15 protein-coding genes are annotated in these 16,505 nt (G+C 62.4%); 4 read left to right on the forward strand and 11 right to left on the reverse strand.

Going from position 1 to position 16,505, the window contains the following annotated elements:
• Nucleotides 1-52 precede the first annotated feature (52 nt).
• Entirely contained in the window at nt 53-253 is a 201-nt protein-coding gene (locus FHX03_RS04870; protein ID WP_183852776.1) for a hypothetical protein, read from the reverse strand.
• Here FHX03_RS04870 and FHX03_RS04875 point away from each other — a divergent pair.
• The 3 genes from FHX03_RS04875 to otsA all read left to right on the forward strand — a co-directional run bounded on the left by FHX03_RS04875 (nt 243) and on the right by otsA (nt 5,909).
• Nucleotides 243-1,943: a long-chain fatty acid--CoA ligase gene (locus FHX03_RS04875; RefSeq protein WP_183852778.1), complete on the forward strand. Its 1,701-nt coding sequence runs from the start codon at nt 243-245 to the stop codon at nt 1,941-1,943. The genes FHX03_RS04870 and FHX03_RS04875 overlap by 11 nt on opposite strands.
• 492 nt (nt 1,944-2,435) lie before the next feature.
• Nucleotides 2,436-4,061 carry a glucose-6-phosphate isomerase gene (pgi, locus tag FHX03_RS04880; RefSeq protein WP_183852780.1) on the forward strand — a complete coding sequence of 542 codons (1,626 nt, stop codon included), beginning with the start codon at nt 2,436-2,438 and terminating at the stop codon, nt 4,059-4,061.
• A gap of 438 nt (nt 4,062-4,499) precedes the next feature.
• A complete protein-coding gene (otsA, locus tag FHX03_RS04885; protein WP_183852782.1) occupies nt 4,500-5,909 on the forward strand; it encodes an alpha,alpha-trehalose-phosphate synthase (UDP-forming) in 1,410 nt (469 codons plus the stop codon).
• A 299-nt stretch (nt 5,910-6,208) separates the two neighbouring features.
• Here the strand turns inward: otsA and FHX03_RS04890 are convergent, their stop codons facing one another.
• The 3 genes from FHX03_RS04890 to FHX03_RS04900 form a co-directional block, all read right to left on the reverse strand.
• Nucleotides 6,209-7,135 carry a carbohydrate kinase family protein gene (locus FHX03_RS04890; protein ID WP_097624738.1) on the reverse strand — a complete coding sequence of 309 codons (927 nt, stop codon included), beginning with the start codon at nt 7,133-7,135 and terminating at the stop codon, nt 6,209-6,211.
• A gap of 62 nt (nt 7,136-7,197) precedes the next feature.
• Complete coding sequence (locus tag FHX03_RS04895) at nt 7,198-7,887, reverse strand: orotate phosphoribosyltransferase (protein WP_097624737.1); 690 nt, start codon at nt 7,885-7,887, stop codon at nt 7,198-7,200.
• 71 nt (nt 7,888-7,958) lie between these two features.
• Nucleotides 7,959-8,615: a TetR/AcrR family transcriptional regulator gene (locus FHX03_RS04900; protein ID WP_097624736.1), complete on the reverse strand. Its 657-nt coding sequence runs from the start codon at nt 8,613-8,615 to the stop codon at nt 7,959-7,961.
• A 100-nt stretch (nt 8,616-8,715) separates the two neighbouring features.
• Between FHX03_RS04900 and FHX03_RS04905 the strand changes: the two genes are divergently transcribed.
• A complete protein-coding gene (locus FHX03_RS04905; protein ID WP_183852784.1) occupies nt 8,716-9,198 on the forward strand; it encodes a DUF1772 domain-containing protein in 483 nt (160 codons plus the stop codon).
• Between the two features lie 234 nt (nt 9,199-9,432).
• On the opposite strand, the gene FHX03_RS04910 is transcribed toward FHX03_RS04905, so the two are convergent.
• From FHX03_RS04910 to FHX03_RS04940, 7 genes are all read right to left on the reverse strand, one after another.
• The gene (locus tag FHX03_RS04910) at nt 9,433-9,969 is read right to left on the reverse strand and encodes a glyoxalase superfamily protein (RefSeq protein WP_097624734.1); all 537 of its coding nucleotides are present in this window, start codon (nt 9,967-9,969) and stop codon (nt 9,433-9,435) included.
• A gap of 201 nt (nt 9,970-10,170) precedes the next feature.
• Complete coding sequence (locus tag FHX03_RS04915) at nt 10,171-11,349, reverse strand: GGDEF domain-containing protein (RefSeq protein WP_183852786.1); 1,179 nt, start codon at nt 11,347-11,349, stop codon at nt 10,171-10,173.
• Between the two features lie 180 nt (nt 11,350-11,529).
• Nucleotides 11,530-12,570, reverse strand: a complete 1,041-nt coding sequence (pyrC, locus tag FHX03_RS04920; protein ID WP_097624732.1) for a dihydroorotase — start codon at nt 12,568-12,570, stop codon at nt 11,530-11,532.
• Nucleotides 12,571-12,643: 73 nt separating this feature from the next.
• On the reverse strand, nt 12,644-13,276 hold the full coding sequence (locus FHX03_RS04925) for a nucleoside triphosphate hydrolase (RefSeq protein WP_097624731.1): 633 nt from the start codon (nt 13,274-13,276) through the stop codon (nt 12,644-12,646).
• Nucleotides 13,273-14,055, reverse strand: a complete 783-nt coding sequence (locus FHX03_RS04930; RefSeq protein WP_097624730.1) for an ATP-binding cassette domain-containing protein — start codon at nt 14,053-14,055, stop codon at nt 13,273-13,275. The genes FHX03_RS04925 and FHX03_RS04930 overlap by 4 nt, the downstream gene beginning before the upstream one ends.
• A gap of 2 nt (nt 14,056-14,057) precedes the next feature.
• Entirely contained in the window at nt 14,058-15,122 is a 1,065-nt protein-coding gene (locus FHX03_RS04935) for an ABC transporter permease (RefSeq protein ID WP_064836250.1), read from the reverse strand.
• A gap of 156 nt (nt 15,123-15,278) precedes the next feature.
• A complete protein-coding gene (locus FHX03_RS04940; RefSeq protein ID WP_097624729.1) occupies nt 15,279-16,298 on the reverse strand; it encodes a sugar ABC transporter substrate-binding protein in 1,020 nt (339 codons plus the stop codon).
• Nucleotides 16,299-16,505: the final 207 nt, after the last annotated feature.

Genomic DNA, 16,505 nt, shown 5'->3' on the forward strand with positions numbered 1-16,505 from the left:
TCTCCTTTGGGTTTCCTCGGATTGGGTATGCAAGATCAACGTCATCGCGGGTTCAAAGTTCCCGCTCTCCGGCACGATTGCGCAATCGGCGAATGTTGACGTTTACGTCAAGGTTAGTATAGCTTTCATTCGGCTTGAACCATTCGAGCAATGGCATAAGCTGCCGGACTGGAAGATGGAGGATCTTTCGGTCAATCTGCCGACCGATCGTCGGCGCGGCGGCCGCAAGGGAGAGAGACACGATGAACAGCATTTCCGTCCATCCGAACGGAGCCAAGCCTGAAAAACCCTGGCTTGCCGCCTATCCGGATGTGGTTCCGGCCGAGCTTCCGCCGCCGGAACATGCCTCGCTGGCGGAACTGCTCGAAAAATCCTGCGCCCGTTACGCCGACCGCACCGCCTTTGCCAGCATGGGCAAGGCGATGAGCTACCGCGAGCTGGAGAGTCAGACGCGCAAAGTCGCCGCCTGGCTGCAGAGCACGGGCCTTCAAAAGGGCGACCGCGTCGCGGTGATGATGCCGAACGTGTTGCAGAACCCGGTCGCCACCTATGCCATCCTCAGGGCCGGTCTCGTCGTCGTCAACGTCAATCCACTCTATACGCCGCGCGAACTCGAACATCAGCTGCGCGATTCCGGCGCCAAGGCGATCTTCGTGCTGGAGAATTTCGCCCGCACGGTGGAGCAGGTCCTGAACAAGACCGACCTTCGCCATGTCGTCGTCACCTCGCTCGGCGAAATGCTGGGGCTGAAGGGGCTGATCGTCAATTTCGCGGTGCGCAAGGTGAAAAAGCTCGTTCCCTCCTGGTCGATCCCGCAGCACAAGAGCTTCGGCCAAGTGCTGCGCGAAGGGGCGAAAAAAAACCTGCAGCCGGTCACGCTTGCCGGCGGTGATATTGCTTTCCTGCAATATACCGGCGGCACGACGGGCGTTGCCAAGGGCGCGGTGCTGACGCATGCCAATCTGCTTGCCAACAAGCTGCAGCTGTCGCTCTGGCTCAGATCGGCCTTCGAGCGCAAGAAACAGCCCGAGGTGCTGAATTTCCTCTGCGCCCTGCCGCTCTACCACATCTTCGCGCTGACGGTGAATTCGCTGATGGGCATGTCTCTCGGCGCCCGCAATATCCTGATCGCCAATCCGCGCGACATTCCCGGTCTGGTCAAGGAATTCGGCAAGTCCGATGTCCATATCTTTCCTGGCCTCAACACGCTGTTCAATGCGCTGATGAACAATGCCGAATTCGCCAAGCTCGATTTCTCCCCGCTGATCATGTCGCTCGGCGGCGGCATGGCCGTGCAGCGTCCGGTCGCCGAACGCTGGCTGAAAATAACGGGCACGGCGGTGACCGAGGGCTACGGCCTTTCCGAGACATCGCCGGTCGCCACAGCCAACCGCTTCGATTCGCCGGAATTCACCGGCTCGATCGGCCTGCCGATGCCCTCAACCGATCTCGATATCCGCGACGAAGACGGAAAATCGCTGCCGCTCGGCGAGGTCGGTGAGATCTGCATTCGCGGGCCGCAGGTGATGGCCGGCTATTGGCAGAAGCCGGAGGAGACGGCGCGGGTGATGACCGAAGACGGTTATTTCCGCTCGGGCGATATGGGTTTCATGGATGCGCGCGGCTATACCAAAATCGTCGACCGCAAGAAGGACATGATCCTGGTTTCGGGCTTCAACGTCTATCCGAACGAGATCGAGGAAGTCGCCGCCATGCATGTAGGCATCCTCGAGGCAGCCGCCATCGGCGTGCCGGACGGGCATTCGGGCGAGGCGGTCAAACTCTTCGTGGTCAGGAAGGATCCGAACCTGACGGAGGCCGAGGTGAAGGCCCATTGCATCGCCAACCTCACCAATTACAAACGCCCGCGCTTCATCGAATTCCGCACCGAGTTGCCGAAGTCGCCGGTCGGTAAGATCCTGCGCAAGGACCTGCGCGGCTGAATTTGACGATCTGATGAAATTAGAGCCTTTCCTGGTCAGATTGAAGCATTCTGTTGGCGCAAACGGAGTCGGATGGTCGACCGGCCGGCGCGCGTCGTAGCCCAGTTCTACGGCCAAGCCGGCCGGTCGATCAGCCGGCCCGTTTCAGCCAACCCTCCCGCAGATTTGCCAGGCAAATCTGCAAGACTTTAAAGCGCCGGACGCACGTATCGCTTCGCCACGGCGAAGCGGTGCGGCCGGTGGGCCGGGCATGTTTCCGCCAGGATCAGAGGCGATCGGCTCGGACGTACCTTGCGGTATGCCCATCGCCAATCGCCTCTGCCCTGACGAAAACCTGCTCCGGCAGAATGCTTCAAGCTGACTAGGAAAGGCTCTAAAAGCCAGCCGCTTGCCGCGGGTGGCTTTTTTCATATTGGAGCGGCGGCTGAACTTGATTTAGGCCCGATAAAGCGAATAGTTTCCGCAACCTTTCCGCCTCCAAAGGAGCCTCCCATGAACGCCATCGTCGAACAGCTGAAAAGCACCGCCGCCGCCACCAAGGCGACCGATCTTCGTGCGGCCTTCGCCGCCGATTCCAAGCGTTTTTCGCGCTTCTCCGTCTCGCTTGATGACCTGCTGATGGATTTTTCCAAGACGGCAGTGAACGACGACATCCTCAAGCTGCTGGTGAAACTCGCCGAAGAAGGCGGCGTCGAGAAGAAGCGCGAGGAGATGTTCTCCGGCAAGGCGATCAATTTCACCGAGGACCGCGCCGTTCTGCACACTGCACTGCGCAACCGCTCCAACACGCCGGTTCTGGTCGACGGCAAGGACGTCATGCCGGATGTCAACGCGGTGCTGGCCGCCATGGGCAAATTCGCCGGCGGCGTCCGCTCCGGTGCGCTGAAGGGCGCAACCGGGAAGGCGATCACCGACGTCGTCAATATCGGCATCGGCGGCTCGGATCTCGGCCCCGTGATGGCGACGCTGGCGCTTGCTCCCTTCCATGACGGCCCGCGCGCCCATTTCGTCTCCAATATCGACGGCGCCCATATCGCCGATATCCTCAAGCTGGTTCAGCCGGAAACGACGCTGTTCATCGTCGCCTCGAAGACCTTCACCACCGTTGAGACAATGACCAATGCGCAGACGGCGCGCAATTTCATCGCCGAGGCGCTCGGCGAAGCGGCCGTGCAGCACCATTTCGCCGCCGTTTCGACGGCGCTCGACAAGGTCGCCGCCTTCGGCATCGACAGCGCCCGCGTCTTCGGCTTCTGGGACTGGGTCGGCGGCCGCTACTCGATCTGGTCGGCGATCGGCCTGCCGCTGATGATCGCCGTCGGCCCGGAGAATTTCGGCAAGTTCCTCGACGGCGCCCATGCCGTCGACAATCATTTCCGTCAGGCGCCGGTTGCCGAAAACCTGCCGATGCTGCTCGGCCTGATCGGCTTCTACCATCGCAATGTGCTCGGTTATCCCACCCGCGCCATCCTGCCCTATGACCAGCGCCTGTCGCGCTTTCCTGCCTATCTGCAGCAGCTCGACATGGAATCGAACGGCAAGGGTGTGACCATCGACGGTACGCCGGTCGAGGGCAATTCCGGGCCGGTCGTCTGGGGCGAGCCCGGCACCAACGGCCAGCACGCCTTCTATCAGCTCATCCATCAGGGCACGAGCATCATCCCCGCCGAATTCATGATCGCCGCCAACGCCTTCGAGCCGGAGCTGCGCCACCAGCACCAGCTGCTGATCTCCAACGTTCTCGCCCAGTCGGAAGCGCTGATGAAGGGCCGCACCTTCGATGAAGCCAAGAAGCAGCTAACCGACAAAGGAATGGACGACAAGAAGGCCGATTTCATCGCCCCGCACCGCGTCTTCCAGGGCAACCGGCCGTCGATCACCTTCGTCTACGACAAGCTCACCCCTTACGCCCTCGGCCGCCTGATCGCGCTCTACGAACACCGCGTCTTCGTGGAAGGCGTGCTCTTCCGCATCAACTCCTTCGACCAGTGGGGCGTCGAGCTCGGCAAGGAACTGGCGACGGGCCTGCTGCCTGTCGTCGAGGGCAAGGAGAGCGCGGCTGGCCATGATTCCTCGACGCAGGGGCTGGTCGCAGCGCTGTCGAAGCTCGCGAAGTAAGCACTCGAGGCAGCCGCCTCATCTTAACGCAAGAGGCCGGGCAGACGTTTATGCCCGTCCTCCGACGGCCCCATTCCTGGGAGCGGCGTCCCGCGGCGGGCTGTGACCCGCGCAGGCCATCCACGGGCCGACATCGCGACGAGCGCCGACATCATCATCACAGCCGCAAATGTTGAACCGATATCAGTAGGGTCTGGTGCGCCGCCGCACAGACGCCCGTCGTGCGGAAGCGGATGAAATGTTCTTCTAATGGAAAATTATAGAAGGAATTCTTTCATTTCTCGGCAATCACCCTAGATTTAAGCAAATTCTGTGCAGGGGCTGCTTCCCAAGACATGGCCTATCAAGCCTGGGACGACGCTCCGTTCCATCACTCCCATCGGCCGATGAGCAGGCGCTTCCATAAAAAGCTGAACCGCTCTCAGGCAAAGGAACTCCATGAGCCGTCTTGTCGTCGTTTCCAATCGTGTTCCCGTGCCGAGCAAAGATGGGGGTGCTGCTGCCGGCGGCCTTGCCGTCGCGCTGCAGGCAGCCTTGCAGGAGCGCGGCGGCATCTGGATGGGGTGGTCGGGAGAGTCGAGTGGCGACAGGGAACCGGGCGCGCTGTCACAACTGCAGAAGGGCAACATCACCTATGCCCTGACCGACCTCACCGACACCGACGTCGAAGAATACTATCGCGGCTTTGCAAACCGCGTTCTCTGGCCGATCTGCCACTACCGCCTGGATCTCGCCGAATATGGCCGGAAGGAAATGGCCGGTTATTTCCGCGTCAACCGCTTCTTTGCACACCGGCTGGCGCCGCTGATCGAGCCTGATGATATTATCTGGGTTCACGATTACCACCTCATTCCACTGGCGGCCGAACTGCGCCAGATGGGGCTGAAGAACCGGATCGGCTTCTTTCTGCATATCCCCTGGCCGCCGGCGGACATTCTCGTCACCATGCCGGTCCACGAGGAAATCATGCGCGGGCTCTCGCATTACGATCTCGTCGGCTTCCAGACCGACTACGACCTGCAGAACTTCGCGGGCTATCTCAGAAGGGAAGGCATCGGCGACGACCTCGGCAACGGGTTGTTCGATTCGCACGGGCGGGTTTTCAAGGCCGGCGCCTATCCGATCGGCATCGAAACCGCTGGATTCGCCGAATTCGCCGAAAAAGCCGCAAACAACGTCATGGTTCAGAAGACCCGGCGCAGCATTGAAGGCCGCGACATGATCATCGGCGTCGATCGGCTCGATTATTCGAAGGGCATCATTGAACGGCTGGAAGCGTTCGAGCGCTTCATCGCCAGCAATCCGGCCTACCAGAACAAGGTGACCTTTCTGCAGGTCACGCCGAAATCGCGATCCGAAGTTCCCGAATACGAGCAGATGCAGAAGATGGTCGCCGAACAGGCCGGCCGCGTCAACGGCGCCATCGGCACGGTCGACTGGGTGCCGATCCGCTATGTCAATCGATCGATCAGCCGCAATGTGCTCGCCGGGCTCTTCCGCTTGGCGACGATCGGGCTGGTCACGCCGCTGCGCGACGGCATGAACCTCGTCGCCAAGGAATATGTCGCCGCCCAGGATCCGGATCGCCCGGGCGTGTTGGTGCTGTCTCGCTTTGCCGGCGCGGCCAGGGAGTTGAAGGGCGCGCTGCTGGTCAATCCCTACGATGTCGAAGGCACCGCCAATGCGATTGCGCGAGGGCTCGCCATGTCGCTTGAGGAGCGCCGTGACCGCTGGAGCATGATGATGGAACATCTGCTTTCGCACGACGTCTCGCTCTGGTGCGAAAATTTCCTGCGGGACCTGGTGACCGTTCCGAGTTCCGACCGGAGCGGGGCTGGCGTGCCCTGACCGACCAGCCGGGCGCGCCCCCGCGCTTGGCGCGAGAGACAGGATGTCGAGACGTTGCGGCATATCCTCTTCCCCCCTCGGGGAAGAAGGTGCCGGCAGGCGGATGAGGGGGCCGCCCGGCACAATATAAAACTTATCGCGAAACGCCGTGCTCTAGGCTTGAACAAGGTCGAAACGATTCCAACGCCGCCGATCCCGCAGCAGCGTTGTGAAGACCGGCTTCGCCGGCCCCTTTCATCCGCCCTACGGGCACCTTCTCCCCGCTGGGGGGAAGAGGGAATCGAGAGGTGGGCCCTGCCTTAAAGCCCGATCTCACGCGCCCAAGGCGGGTTGGCGCCGGCACGCGACACGGTGACGGCCGCCGCCTTCGCACCCAGTGTCAGGGCGTTGCGCACCGCCTGTTCGTCGAGCGAGGCGACCTGCGGCTTGGTCAGCAGGCCGTCCATCTTCAGCGAGGCCAGGACGCCGGCATCGAAGGTGTCGCCGGCGCCGACGGTGTCAACGACCGTGACGCGTTCGCTCGGCACCGTCACCTTGCGATCCCTGGTATAACCGCAGGCGCCTTCGGCGCCCTTGGTGATGACGACGAGCTTGGCGCCGTGGGCGAGCCAGTGGGCGGCGAGCGTGTCGTGGTCGCCCGAAAGACCGAACCAGTCGAGATCCTCATCGGAGAATTTCACGATGTCGGATTTTGCCGCCATGCGCTTGATGCGGGCCATATGCGCCGGCTTGTCCTTGATGAAACCGGGGCGGATGTTCGGGTCGAGCGAAATGACACGTTTGGCTGCCTCGCGGTCGAGCAGCGCTTCGTAGGTTTCGCCGCAGGGGCTCGGGATCAGGCTGATGGCGCCGAAATGCAGCGCTTCGCAATCGTCGCCAAGGGTCGGCAGGTCGGCCGTGGTGATCATGCGGCCGGCCGTGCCTTCGTCGTAGAAGGCATAGGTCGCCTGGCCGTTGACGAGCTTGACGAAGGCGATCGTCGAGGGGCGCTGGGTGATGGCGCAGGGGCTGTAATCGACATTGCTCGCCTTCAGGGTCGCAAGCAGGATTTCGCCCATCATGTCGTCGGCGATGCCGGTGAAGAAGGCAGTGGGAATGCCGAGGCGGCCGAGCGCGATGGCGGTGTTGAAAATCGCGCCGCCAGCATAGGGCGCAAAGCCCTTTTCGCCAAGGGTCGTATCCCTCGGCAGCATGTCGATCAAGGCTTCGCCGCAGCACAAAATCATCGAATTTCTCCCAACAGCACTGATATGTTCATCAACCGATTAAGCGGGCTTTTGTCAACCGCTTAGAGCGAAAGCTCGCTGACGCCACCGTTGCGTCCCGACCAGGCGAGCGGCGCATCGAGGAAAGCCTCGACCTCTTCAAGCGTCTTGTCGTCGAACAGCTGCCGCTCCTTGGCAACAGCCAAAACATTGCGCCAGGTGGCGATATGATGCAGCCGGACCTTGCCGTCGTCAAAGCGCTGTTGGCCGAAGATGCCGTAGAAGAACAGCGCAATGCCGTGATCGACAATGCCGCCCGCGGCCCGCACCGCATCGATGAATTTGAACATGCTGCCGCCGGCCGTCGTCAGATCCTCGATGACCAACACGCGCGACCCTTCCGGCATATTGCCTTCGATCTGGGCATTGCGGCCATGGCCCTTCGGCTGTTTGCGGACATAGATCATCGGCAGGCCGAGGCGGTCGGCAAGCAGGGCGGCGAAGGGAATGCCGGCGGTCTCGCCGCCGGCGATGCAATCGAACTGCTCGAAACCGGCATCGCGCAGCAGGGTGCTGGCGGCGAAATCCATCACCGTCGAGCGGATGCGCGGAAAGGAGAGCAGCTTGCGGCAATCGATATAGACCGGGCTCGCCATACCGGAGGCAAGTTTGTAAGGCTGGGCGGCATTGAAATGCACCGCCTTGATCTCCCAGAGCATCTTGGCCACCAGTTCGGCCATCACGGCACGGTCGGGAAATGTCGTCTGGATCATGCGGGCTCTCCTTCAGCTTTGTGTCACCGGCAATAGCAGCAAGAGCCCATCGTTTCCAGACGCAGGCGCGGCTATTCCAGCAACAGACGGCCGATATCGGGGCCCTGCATCTTCTTGAAGAGGGCAATCGCCGCATCGCCCTCCTCCGGATCCAGCGAAACGGCATAACGCACGGCAGCGGCGATGAGCTGCATGGTCAGCCGGGCGATCGCCAGAAGCTTGCTGCGGTCACGCTCCGGCCACAGGCGGACGAGCACGGCGAGCAATGCCTGGGCATGGAATTCCATGTCCTCGGCATCGATCTGCTGCAGCTGCTTGTCGGTATGGGTCGCATGCCAGATGTCCCGCATCACCGGCTCGCGGCGGAAAAAAGCGTAATATTCGTCGGCGATGTTGGCAAGCGCGCCGGTGAGCGCCGCAGCGTCGGTCACCTCAGCCAGTTCCGCCTCCACGCAGCGCCTGCCCTCCTCGTTGAAGCGCTCGGCCAATGTGCGGATGATCGCGCTCTTGTCGGGAAAATATTGGTAGAGCGCGCCGAAGGAGAGGCCGGCCCTTTCGACGATCTCGCTCATCTTCAAGCCATCGCTGCCATGGCTTTCGATCAGCTCGGAGGCGACGGCGAGGATCTTTTCGAAGCGGTCACGACCGCGCTGCTGGCTCGGGATCCGGCGCGGCTGGCCGGAATGCTGCTGATTGCGCCTGCGCGTTGCGACCGGCTGTTCCGACATCCCCTGCTCCTTCGGCGGTTGACAAATAAAATAAGAGAGTTTATCTCATTTTGCAAATAAGAGAGTTTCTCTTGTTTTGTTCCTTGGAAGGAGCTTCGACATGCAGTTCGTCCTCATCCTCTCGCTCGTCGCCGCAGCCATCGGCAGCGGCCTCGTCGCCGGCATCTTCTTCGGCTTCTCGACCTTCATCATGACCGCCTTCTCGCGCATCCCGGCCGAGCAGGGCATTGCGGCGATGAACTCGATCAACGTGACGATCGTCCGCTCGCCCTTCATGGCGCTGTTCGTGCCGACGGCAATCCTCTGCATCGTCATCGCAGTGCTGGCGCTGATGAACTGGCGCGGCAGCGCATCCGCGCTGATGCTGACAGGCGCCGCCCTCTATGTCTTCGCCTCCTTCCTCTCGACCATCATCTTCAACGTGCCCATGAACGATGCGCTGGAAAAGGTCAGCGGCAGCGGGCCGGAGGCAGTCGGGCTCTGGGCGACCTATCTCAGGGACTGGACGTGGTGGAACCATGTGCGGACCGTGGCCTCGCTGCTGGCTTCGATGGCCTTCGTCAGGGCGTTGATGGTCGTTTGAGAAGGCGGCATTGCGACACGTCTCTTCTCGCCAGCGGGGAGAAGGTGCCGGCAGGCGGTTGAGGGGGTGAGCGGCAAAGCCCCGAATGCACGGAGCGCACGCGAAGGGCAATAAATGCTGTGCCCGTGTAGCCCCCTCATCCGACCCTTCGGGCCACAGACCAGGGTCGAGCCACAGGTCTCGACCCGTCCTTCGGACCCCGGCTGGGGAGAGGAGGGAGTCCAGCGCCCGCGCCTATCTCTGCTCGCAAAAGGCGATGCGGTTGCTGAAGGGGTCGGTGACGGTCATCTCCAGGCCCCAGGGGGCTTCCTCCACGCCGGGCTTCATGTAGCGGTAGTCCTTGCCGGCGAGCTCGGCGTGGTAGGCCCGGACATTGGCGACGCGGACGAATGCTTTGGCGCCGGGGCTGGCGTCGCCGGAATGTTCGCTCAAGTGCAGCGCCATGCCATCGCGGGAGACCTGGCAATAGAGCGGGAAATTCTCGCCGAAGCGATGCTCCCAGTCGAGATGGAAACCGAGAAAGCCGCAGTAGAACTCCATGGCTTTCTCCACCGAGAAGATGCGGAAGATCGGCATCGGCGGCTCGATGCCGATTGCGGAGCGGGACGCACCCGCCGCATCGATCCTTGCCGAGAGGATATTCCATTGCTCGAGCCCGAATTGCCGGGCGACGATTTCGAGCGTCTCGCTGTGGGTGAGGGAAATGTCGCGGTCGGCAAGGGCCTGCCGCAACGTCTTTGCCATGAGTTTGGCATCGCGAAAATCGCGCATATGTCATCCTTCCATCGGCGGCAAACAGGACGATCAGTGCCCGCGTCTGCTGACCCGTTCGCCATCGATCGCCAAACGGCAAGGGATGTGAAGGATGGTTTGGATGCATTCACCATAACGCCAAACTGTCAAACGTCGGGCGTCGCGGGGCGGCTGGCCGCATCCGGCCAGGGGCGATACTATGAGGGGAGAGGTCAGGAATCAAGACGCCGTGCGCGACGCCTCGACCGGAACCGCCTGAAGGTGGCCGGCAAGCTCGACCCGGTTGCGGCCGCCCCGCTTGGCAGCGTAGAGCGCCTTGTCGGCGGCACTCAGCATGGCGTCGAAATCCAGGCTCTTGGCGCGCCCGGGCGCAACGCCGACGCTGACGGTGCATTTCAGCACCTCGTCATCGATATCGATCTCGCGCGCCTCGAAAGCCCTGCGGATGCGCTCGGCCGCCAGTTCGGCCCGGCCGGGCATGGTTTCCTTCAGCACCAGCGCGAACTCCTCACCGCCCAACCGTGCGGCGATGTCACCGGCGCGGCAATGGGTGGCGAGTTCGCCGGCGAAGGCCTTGATCACTCGGTCGCCGCTCGCATGGCCGAAGCGGTCGTTGACCGATTTGAAGTGGTCGATATCGAAGACGATGACGGCGGTGGTCGAGCCCATCGGGCGCGTGCCGTATTGATCGAACAGGGCGCGGCGGTTGAGCAGCCCGGTCAGCGGATCGGTGATCGCCTCGAGACGATGGCGGGCGGCAAGCCGCCACTGATGCAGCGCCAGCGACAGGGCGCCGATCCCGGTCATGCCGGCGATGCAGACGGCAAGGCTCAGATCTTCGGCCCAGTTGCTCGGCGCCTTGCCGAGCACCAGCTTGCCGTCGGAGATCAGCACGGCGGCGCAAAGCACGAAGGAGATCCCCGTCAGCGTATAGAGCGCCGTGATCCCGAGGATCGGCGCCGGCGCCTCGGCGCGGGCGAGCCAGTATTGCTGGGCGGTGGCAAAGAGCAGCAGGGCAATGGCAAGATTGTCAGCGATGAAGGCCAAGCCGTCATAACCCAATATCAGCGGCACGATGGAGAAGGTCATCGCCGCCACGGCGCGGATCGCAATGCCCGGCAAGGGCAGACGGCCGGTGAGAAACTGTCGGCCGGCACCCCAGATGGTGGCGAAACCGGCATGGAACAGTACGAAATTGGCAATGCCAAACCCTATCTCCGGCCTGTCCACGTAGGCGCTGTAGACAAAAATGCCGCTGACGACGAAGACCAGGCCGACGGTGGCGGTGAGCAGCACGGTTTCGGCTCGGCGGACGAGCCAGCCGCCCATCAAGGTCACGGCAAGGCATGCCGTCGAGACGCCGAGCGCCAGCAAGAGGGAGTTATAGTCAAGCATCATGCTTTTCAGTCTCCGCAGGTGTTTTCCCGCCGGATGATCGGCAGCCTATGTCCGCGTGAGAAATGTCTTATGCATCCGTTAACAAATGATGCATTGCACAATGAAAATGTTATGCGCCTAACGTCGGCGCACAACTTTAATGAATATTCTATTTAAAATTGATTACGCGGGCTGCAACACCTACGCCACGACGTGCCAATGCAGCGGATACATCGGATCGAACACCGTCACCGGACCGGCGCCCGTTTCTATCTTGGCGGGAAAAACGACCGGCTCGGCCTGCTTGGACAGGGTGATGCGTTCCTCGTTCGGCTGAAGCCCGTACCAGGCCGGTCCGTTGAGCGAGGTGAAGGCTTCGAGCCTGTCCAGCGCGCCCTCCTCCTCGAAGACATGCGCCAGGCAGCTCATCGTGTTGATCGAGGTGTAGATGCCGGCGCAGCCGCAGGCACATTCCTTCAGCGGATCGACATGCGGGGCGGAATCGGTGCCGAGGAAGAAGCGGGCGTCACCGCTCACGGCGGCGGCACGCAGTGCCAGGCGATGGCTCTCGCGCTTGGCGACCGGCAGGCAATAATAATGCGGGCGGATGCCGCCGACGAGGATGGCGTTGCGGTTGATGATCAGATGATGGGTGGTAAGGGAGCCGGCAAGATTGCCTTTGGCGCCTTTGATGTAATCGATGCCGTCCGATGTCGTCACATGCTCCATCGTCACCTTCAGCTCGGGCAGGCGCCGGCGCAGCGGATCGAGCACGGTGTCGATGAAGACGGCTTCGCGATCGAAGATATCGACCTCAGGCGTCGTCACTTCGCCATGGACGCAGAGGGGCAGGCCAATCGCAGCCATGCGCTCCAGCACCGGCATCGCCTTTTCCATGTCGCGCACGCCGCCATGCGAATTGGTGGTGGCGCCGGCCGGATAAAGCTTGACGGCGGTGATGAGGCCGCTCCTGGCGCCGGCCTCGACATCGTCGGGGCTCGTATGTTCGGTGAGATACAGCGTCATCAGCGGCTGGAAACGATGGCCGGCCGGCAGCGCCTTCAGGATACGCTCGCGATAGGCCGCCGCATCCGCCGTGGTGACGACGGGCGGCACCAGATTGGGCATGATGATGGCGCGAGCGAAGGTGTGGCTCGTATCGGCGATCACGCCCTCCAGCATGGCGCCGTCGCGCAGATGCAGGTGCCAGTCGTCAGGGCGGCGGATGGTGATCGTTTGCATGGCAGGCCTCCGAAGCGATGCGTCTGCGGGCCTCGATAACACTATACCTCAGGTGAAAACAATCGTCGCGGCCTTACGCCAGCGCGATCTCCAGCGTCACATCGGCCGGACGGCGGTTTTCGAGGATCAGCCGGCCGTTCGGCAGGTCGTTGCCGTAGACCTTGGCGCTGGCGGCCTCCTCGCTCAGATTATAACCGCGCCAGCGCGCCCAGAGCCGCTCCTCGAGCACCTCCATCGGCGGCGCCAGCATGATCGTGTAATCGAAGATCCCGTCGAGTTCAGCCCATTTTCCCTCTGTGAAGAGCAGATAGTTGCCCTCGACGATGATGAAACGGTCGTTCGGATCGATCGGCCGGGCCGATGCGATGGCCAGTTCGCGGGAGCGGTCGAAGACCGGCACGAGAACCTCCTGATCCGCCGGCCTGACGGCGCGGACGATATCGAGGAAACCGCGGACATCGAAGGTCTCGGGAATGCCCTTGCGGGCCAAGAGGCCGCGTTCGATCAGGATGGCGTTGTCCATGTGGAAGCCGTCCATCGGCAGGACCGCGGCGCTTTCGCCTCTGGCCTTCAACGCCGCCGCCAGATTGTCGGCCATGGTCGACTTGCCGGAACCCGGCGGGCCGGCAATGCCGATGAGGAAGCGTCTGGCATCACCGGCGCGGTTGATGACCTCGCCGGCGATTTCCTCGGTGCTGACCGTCATGCCGCAACGGGCTCCGTCGGCACTGCCTTGGCGCCGGTCATGAAGGCGACGGCGTCGGACATGGTATATTCCTTCGGATCGATCACTGTCAGGCGGCGGCCGAGGCGGTGGATATGGATCCGGTCGGCAACCTCGAAGACATGCGGCATGTTGTGCGAGATCAGCACGATCGGCAGGCCGCGGGCGCGCACGTCGAGGATCAGCTCCAGCACGCGGCGGCTTTCCTTGACGCCAAGCGCTGCCGTCGGTTCGTCCATGATGATGACCTTGGAGCCGAAGGCGGCGGCACGGGCAACCGCGACACCCTGGCGCTGGCCGCCCGAGAGCGTCTCCACCGCCTGGTTGATGTTCTGGATGGTCATCAGGCCGAGTTCGGAGAGCTTGTTGCGCGCCAGCTTTTCCATGGCCGGCCGGTCGAGCATGCGGAACATCGAGCCGAGCACGCCCGGTTTGCGGATCTCGCGGCCGAGGAACATGTTGTCGGCGATCGACAGCGCCGGCGACAGAGCCAGGTTCTGATAGACGGTTTCGATACCGGCCTCACGGGCTTCCATCGGCGAGCGGAACTGCACCTGCTTGCCTTCGAGGGTGATCACCCCCTCGTCGGGGGTGACGGCGCCTGAAATCGCCTTGATCAGCGAAGACTTGCCGGCGCCGTTATCGCCGATGACGGCGAGGATTTCGCCCGGGTAAAGATCGAAATCGGCATTGTCGAGCGCGGTCACGCGGCCGTAGCGCTTGACGAGACCGCGGGCGGTGAGAAGGGGTTCGCGAGCCATGATTACACCGAAACCTTTCTGATCCACTGGTCGATGGCGACGGCGGCGATGATCAGCACGCCTGTCAAAAGGACTTTCCATTGCGGGTCGGCGCCGAGCATATTGAGGCCCATCGACACGACGCCGACGATCATCGCGCCGAACAGCGTGCCGAGAATGGAGCCGCGGCCGCCGAAGAGCGAGATGCCGCCGATCACCGTCGCGGTGATCGCCTGCAGGTTATAGTCGGTGACCGCCGAGGACGGCGAGATCGAGCCGTTGCGGCCGATCGAAACCCAGGCGGCGAAGGCGGCGATGACACCCGAGATGGTGTAGACGGTGAGCAGCACCTTCTTGGTCTGGATGCCGGAGAGCTTGGCGGCCTCAGGATCGTCGCCGACCGCATAGACGTGCCGGCCCCAGGCGGTGTGATTGAGCACATACCAGAGCAAGAGGACGAGCAGCACCATGGCGATGACGCCGAGGGTGAGCACGGCGCTGCCGAGCCTGAAGCTCGCAGCGAAAAGATGCAGCAGCGGCGCCTGTTCGTCGACATCGGTGTCGCGGATCGTCTCATTGGCGGAATAGATGAAATTCGTCGCCATGACGATATTCCAGGTGCCGAGCGTGACGATGAAGGGCGGCAGTTTCATGAAGGCGACGAGGAAGCCGTTCAGCAAGCCGCAGAGCCCGCCGACAAGGAGACCACCGATAACGGCGATCGGCGTCGGTATGCCGTAGGTGATGGCGACATTGCCCATGATGACAGCCGAGATCACCATGATGACGCCGATCGAAAGATCGATGCCGGCGGTCAGGATGACCAGCGTCTGGGCGGCGCCGAGAATGCCGACGATGGCGATCTGTTGCAGGATCAGCGTCAGCGTATAGGACGAGAAGAACCGTCCGCCGATCGTTGCCCCGAAGATGATGATCGCCAGCACCAGCACGATCAGCGGCACGGCGGCCGGCGTCGAGTGCAGAAAATGCTGGGCGCGCTTGATCAGCGAGACGTCCTGGTGCTCGAAGGAGGCGACGCTCTTGTCGCTGCCGTCGAGGACACGTTCGAATTCCTGAGTTCCGGTCATGGTTCCTCCTCCGCATCCGTGCGCCGAACTCGCACGGGGGCCGTCACCGATATCCTTCCGGTCTATTCTGAGCCGGTTCGTGGGGGCGACGGTACATCGTCCGTCGAAAACGGCCGGGGATCAAGCCCCGGCCGCTCTAGTTTCAAGAGATTGGGCTCAGCCCCAGCACTTGTCCGTGCCTTCCTTGGTGTCGATCGACTTGACGCCGGAAACCGGCTTGTCGGTGACGAGCGAGACGCCGGTGTCGAAGAAGGACTTGCCTTCGGTCGGCTTCGGCTTTTCGCCGCTATCGGCGAACTTCTTGATCGCCTCGATGCCGAGCGACGCCATCAGCAGCGGATACTGCTGCGAGGTGGCGCCGATGACGCCTTCCTTGACCGACTTCACACCCGGGCAACCGCCATCGACCGAGACGATCAGCACGTTCTTTTCCATGCCGACGGCCTTCAGCGCCTGATAGGCGCCGACAGCGGCCGGCTCGTTGATCGTGTGGATGACGTTGATGCCCGGATCCTTCTGCAGAAGGTTTTCCATCGCCTTGCGGCCGCCTTCCTCGTTGCCGTTGGTCACGTCGTGGCCGACGATGCGCTTGTCGTCTTCGTCGCCGATCTTGTCCGGATTCTTCGGGTCGATGCCGAAGCCCATCATGAAGCCCTGGTCACGGAGAACGTCGACCGTCGGCTGCGACGGCGTCAGGTCGAGGAAGCCGACCTTGGCGTCCTTGGCCTTGTCGCCCAGCGTTTCCTTGGCCCACTGGCCGATCAGCTTGCCGGCGAGCAAGTTGTCGGTGGCGAAGGTGGCGTCGGCGGCATCGGCCGGCTCGAGCGGCGTGTCGAGAGCGATGACCAGCAGGCCGGCGTCGCGGGCCTTCTTGACCGCAGGCACGATGCCCTTGGTGTCCGAAGCCGTGAGCAGAATGCCCTTGGCGCCGTCGGCGATGCAGCTTTCGATCGCTGCCACCTGGCTTTCGCTGTCACCGTCGATCTTGCCGGCATAGGACTTCAGCGAAACGCCGAGTTCCTTGGCCTTGGCCGTCGCACCTTCCTTCATCTTGACGAAGAAGGGGTTGGTGTCGGTCTTGGTGATCAGGCAGGCGGCAACGTCCGCCGCCATGACGGGGGCGGAAAAGGTGACACCAAGCGCGAGCGCGCCGAAAGCGAGAACAGATTTCTTCATGGAACTCCTCCCAGAGTTTGCCGGCGCCGCCCGTGCGGGCCGGAATTTTAAGATATGACACTTCGCCGTGGATTGTTAAGCTTCCAAAGCCGTCCCGTGCCCTTGACGAGGGCAATTAAGAGCGAAAGAAATCGGCTTGTCAATAAATAAATCCAATTGAATTATTAATTCGATGTGGCATGCTCGATCGAATTGGGCATAGGCCAA

The organism is Rhizobium sp. BK456, from assembly GCF_014194045.1.
GTDB classification, from domain to species: domain Bacteria; phylum Pseudomonadota; class Alphaproteobacteria; order Rhizobiales; family Rhizobiaceae; genus Rhizobium; species Rhizobium redzepovicii.

Bases quoted from the DNA above. Each gene is read 5' to 3' on its own strand.
- FHX03_RS04875 (WP_183852778.1), top strand. From the start codon at position 243: ATGAACAGCATTTCCGTCCATCCGAACGGAGCCAAGCCTGAAAAACCC.
- FHX03_RS04870 (WP_183852776.1), bottom strand. From the start codon at position 253: ATGCTGTTCATCGTGTCTCTCTCCCTTGCGGCCGCCGCGCCGACGATC.
- pgi (WP_183852780.1), top strand. From the start codon at position 2,436: ATGAACGCCATCGTCGAACAGCTGAAAAGCACCGCCGCCGCCACCAAG.
- otsA (WP_183852782.1), top strand. From the start codon at position 4,500: ATGAGCCGTCTTGTCGTCGTTTCCAATCGTGTTCCCGTGCCGAGCAAA.
- FHX03_RS04890 (WP_097624738.1), bottom strand. From the start codon at position 7,135: ATGATTTTGTGCTGCGGCGAAGCCTTGATCGACATGCTGCCGAGGGAT.
- FHX03_RS04895 (WP_097624737.1), bottom strand. From the start codon at position 7,887: ATGATCCAGACGACATTTCCCGACCGTGCCGTGATGGCCGAACTGGTG.
- FHX03_RS04900 (WP_097624736.1), bottom strand. From the start codon at position 8,615: ATGTCGGAACAGCCGGTCGCAACGCGCAGGCGCAATCAGCAGCATTCC.
- FHX03_RS04905 (WP_183852784.1), top strand. From the start codon at position 8,716: ATGCAGTTCGTCCTCATCCTCTCGCTCGTCGCCGCAGCCATCGGCAGC.
- FHX03_RS04910 (WP_097624734.1), bottom strand. From the start codon at position 9,969: ATGCGCGATTTTCGCGATGCCAAACTCATGGCAAAGACGTTGCGGCAG.
- FHX03_RS04915 (WP_183852786.1), bottom strand. From the start codon at position 11,349: ATGATGCTTGACTATAACTCCCTCTTGCTGGCGCTCGGCGTCTCGACG.
- pyrC (WP_097624732.1), bottom strand. From the start codon at position 12,570: ATGCAAACGATCACCATCCGCCGCCCTGACGACTGGCACCTGCATCTG.
- FHX03_RS04925 (WP_097624731.1), bottom strand. From the start codon at position 13,276: ATGACGGTCAGCACCGAGGAAATCGCCGGCGAGGTCATCAACCGCGCC.
- FHX03_RS04930 (WP_097624730.1), bottom strand. From the start codon at position 14,055: ATGGCTCGCGAACCCCTTCTCACCGCCCGCGGTCTCGTCAAGCGCTAC.
- FHX03_RS04935 (WP_064836250.1), bottom strand. From the start codon at position 15,122: ATGACCGGAACTCAGGAATTCGAACGTGTCCTCGACGGCAGCGACAAG.
- FHX03_RS04940 (WP_097624729.1), bottom strand. From the start codon at position 16,298: ATGAAGAAATCTGTTCTCGCTTTCGGCGCGCTCGCGCTTGGTGTCACC.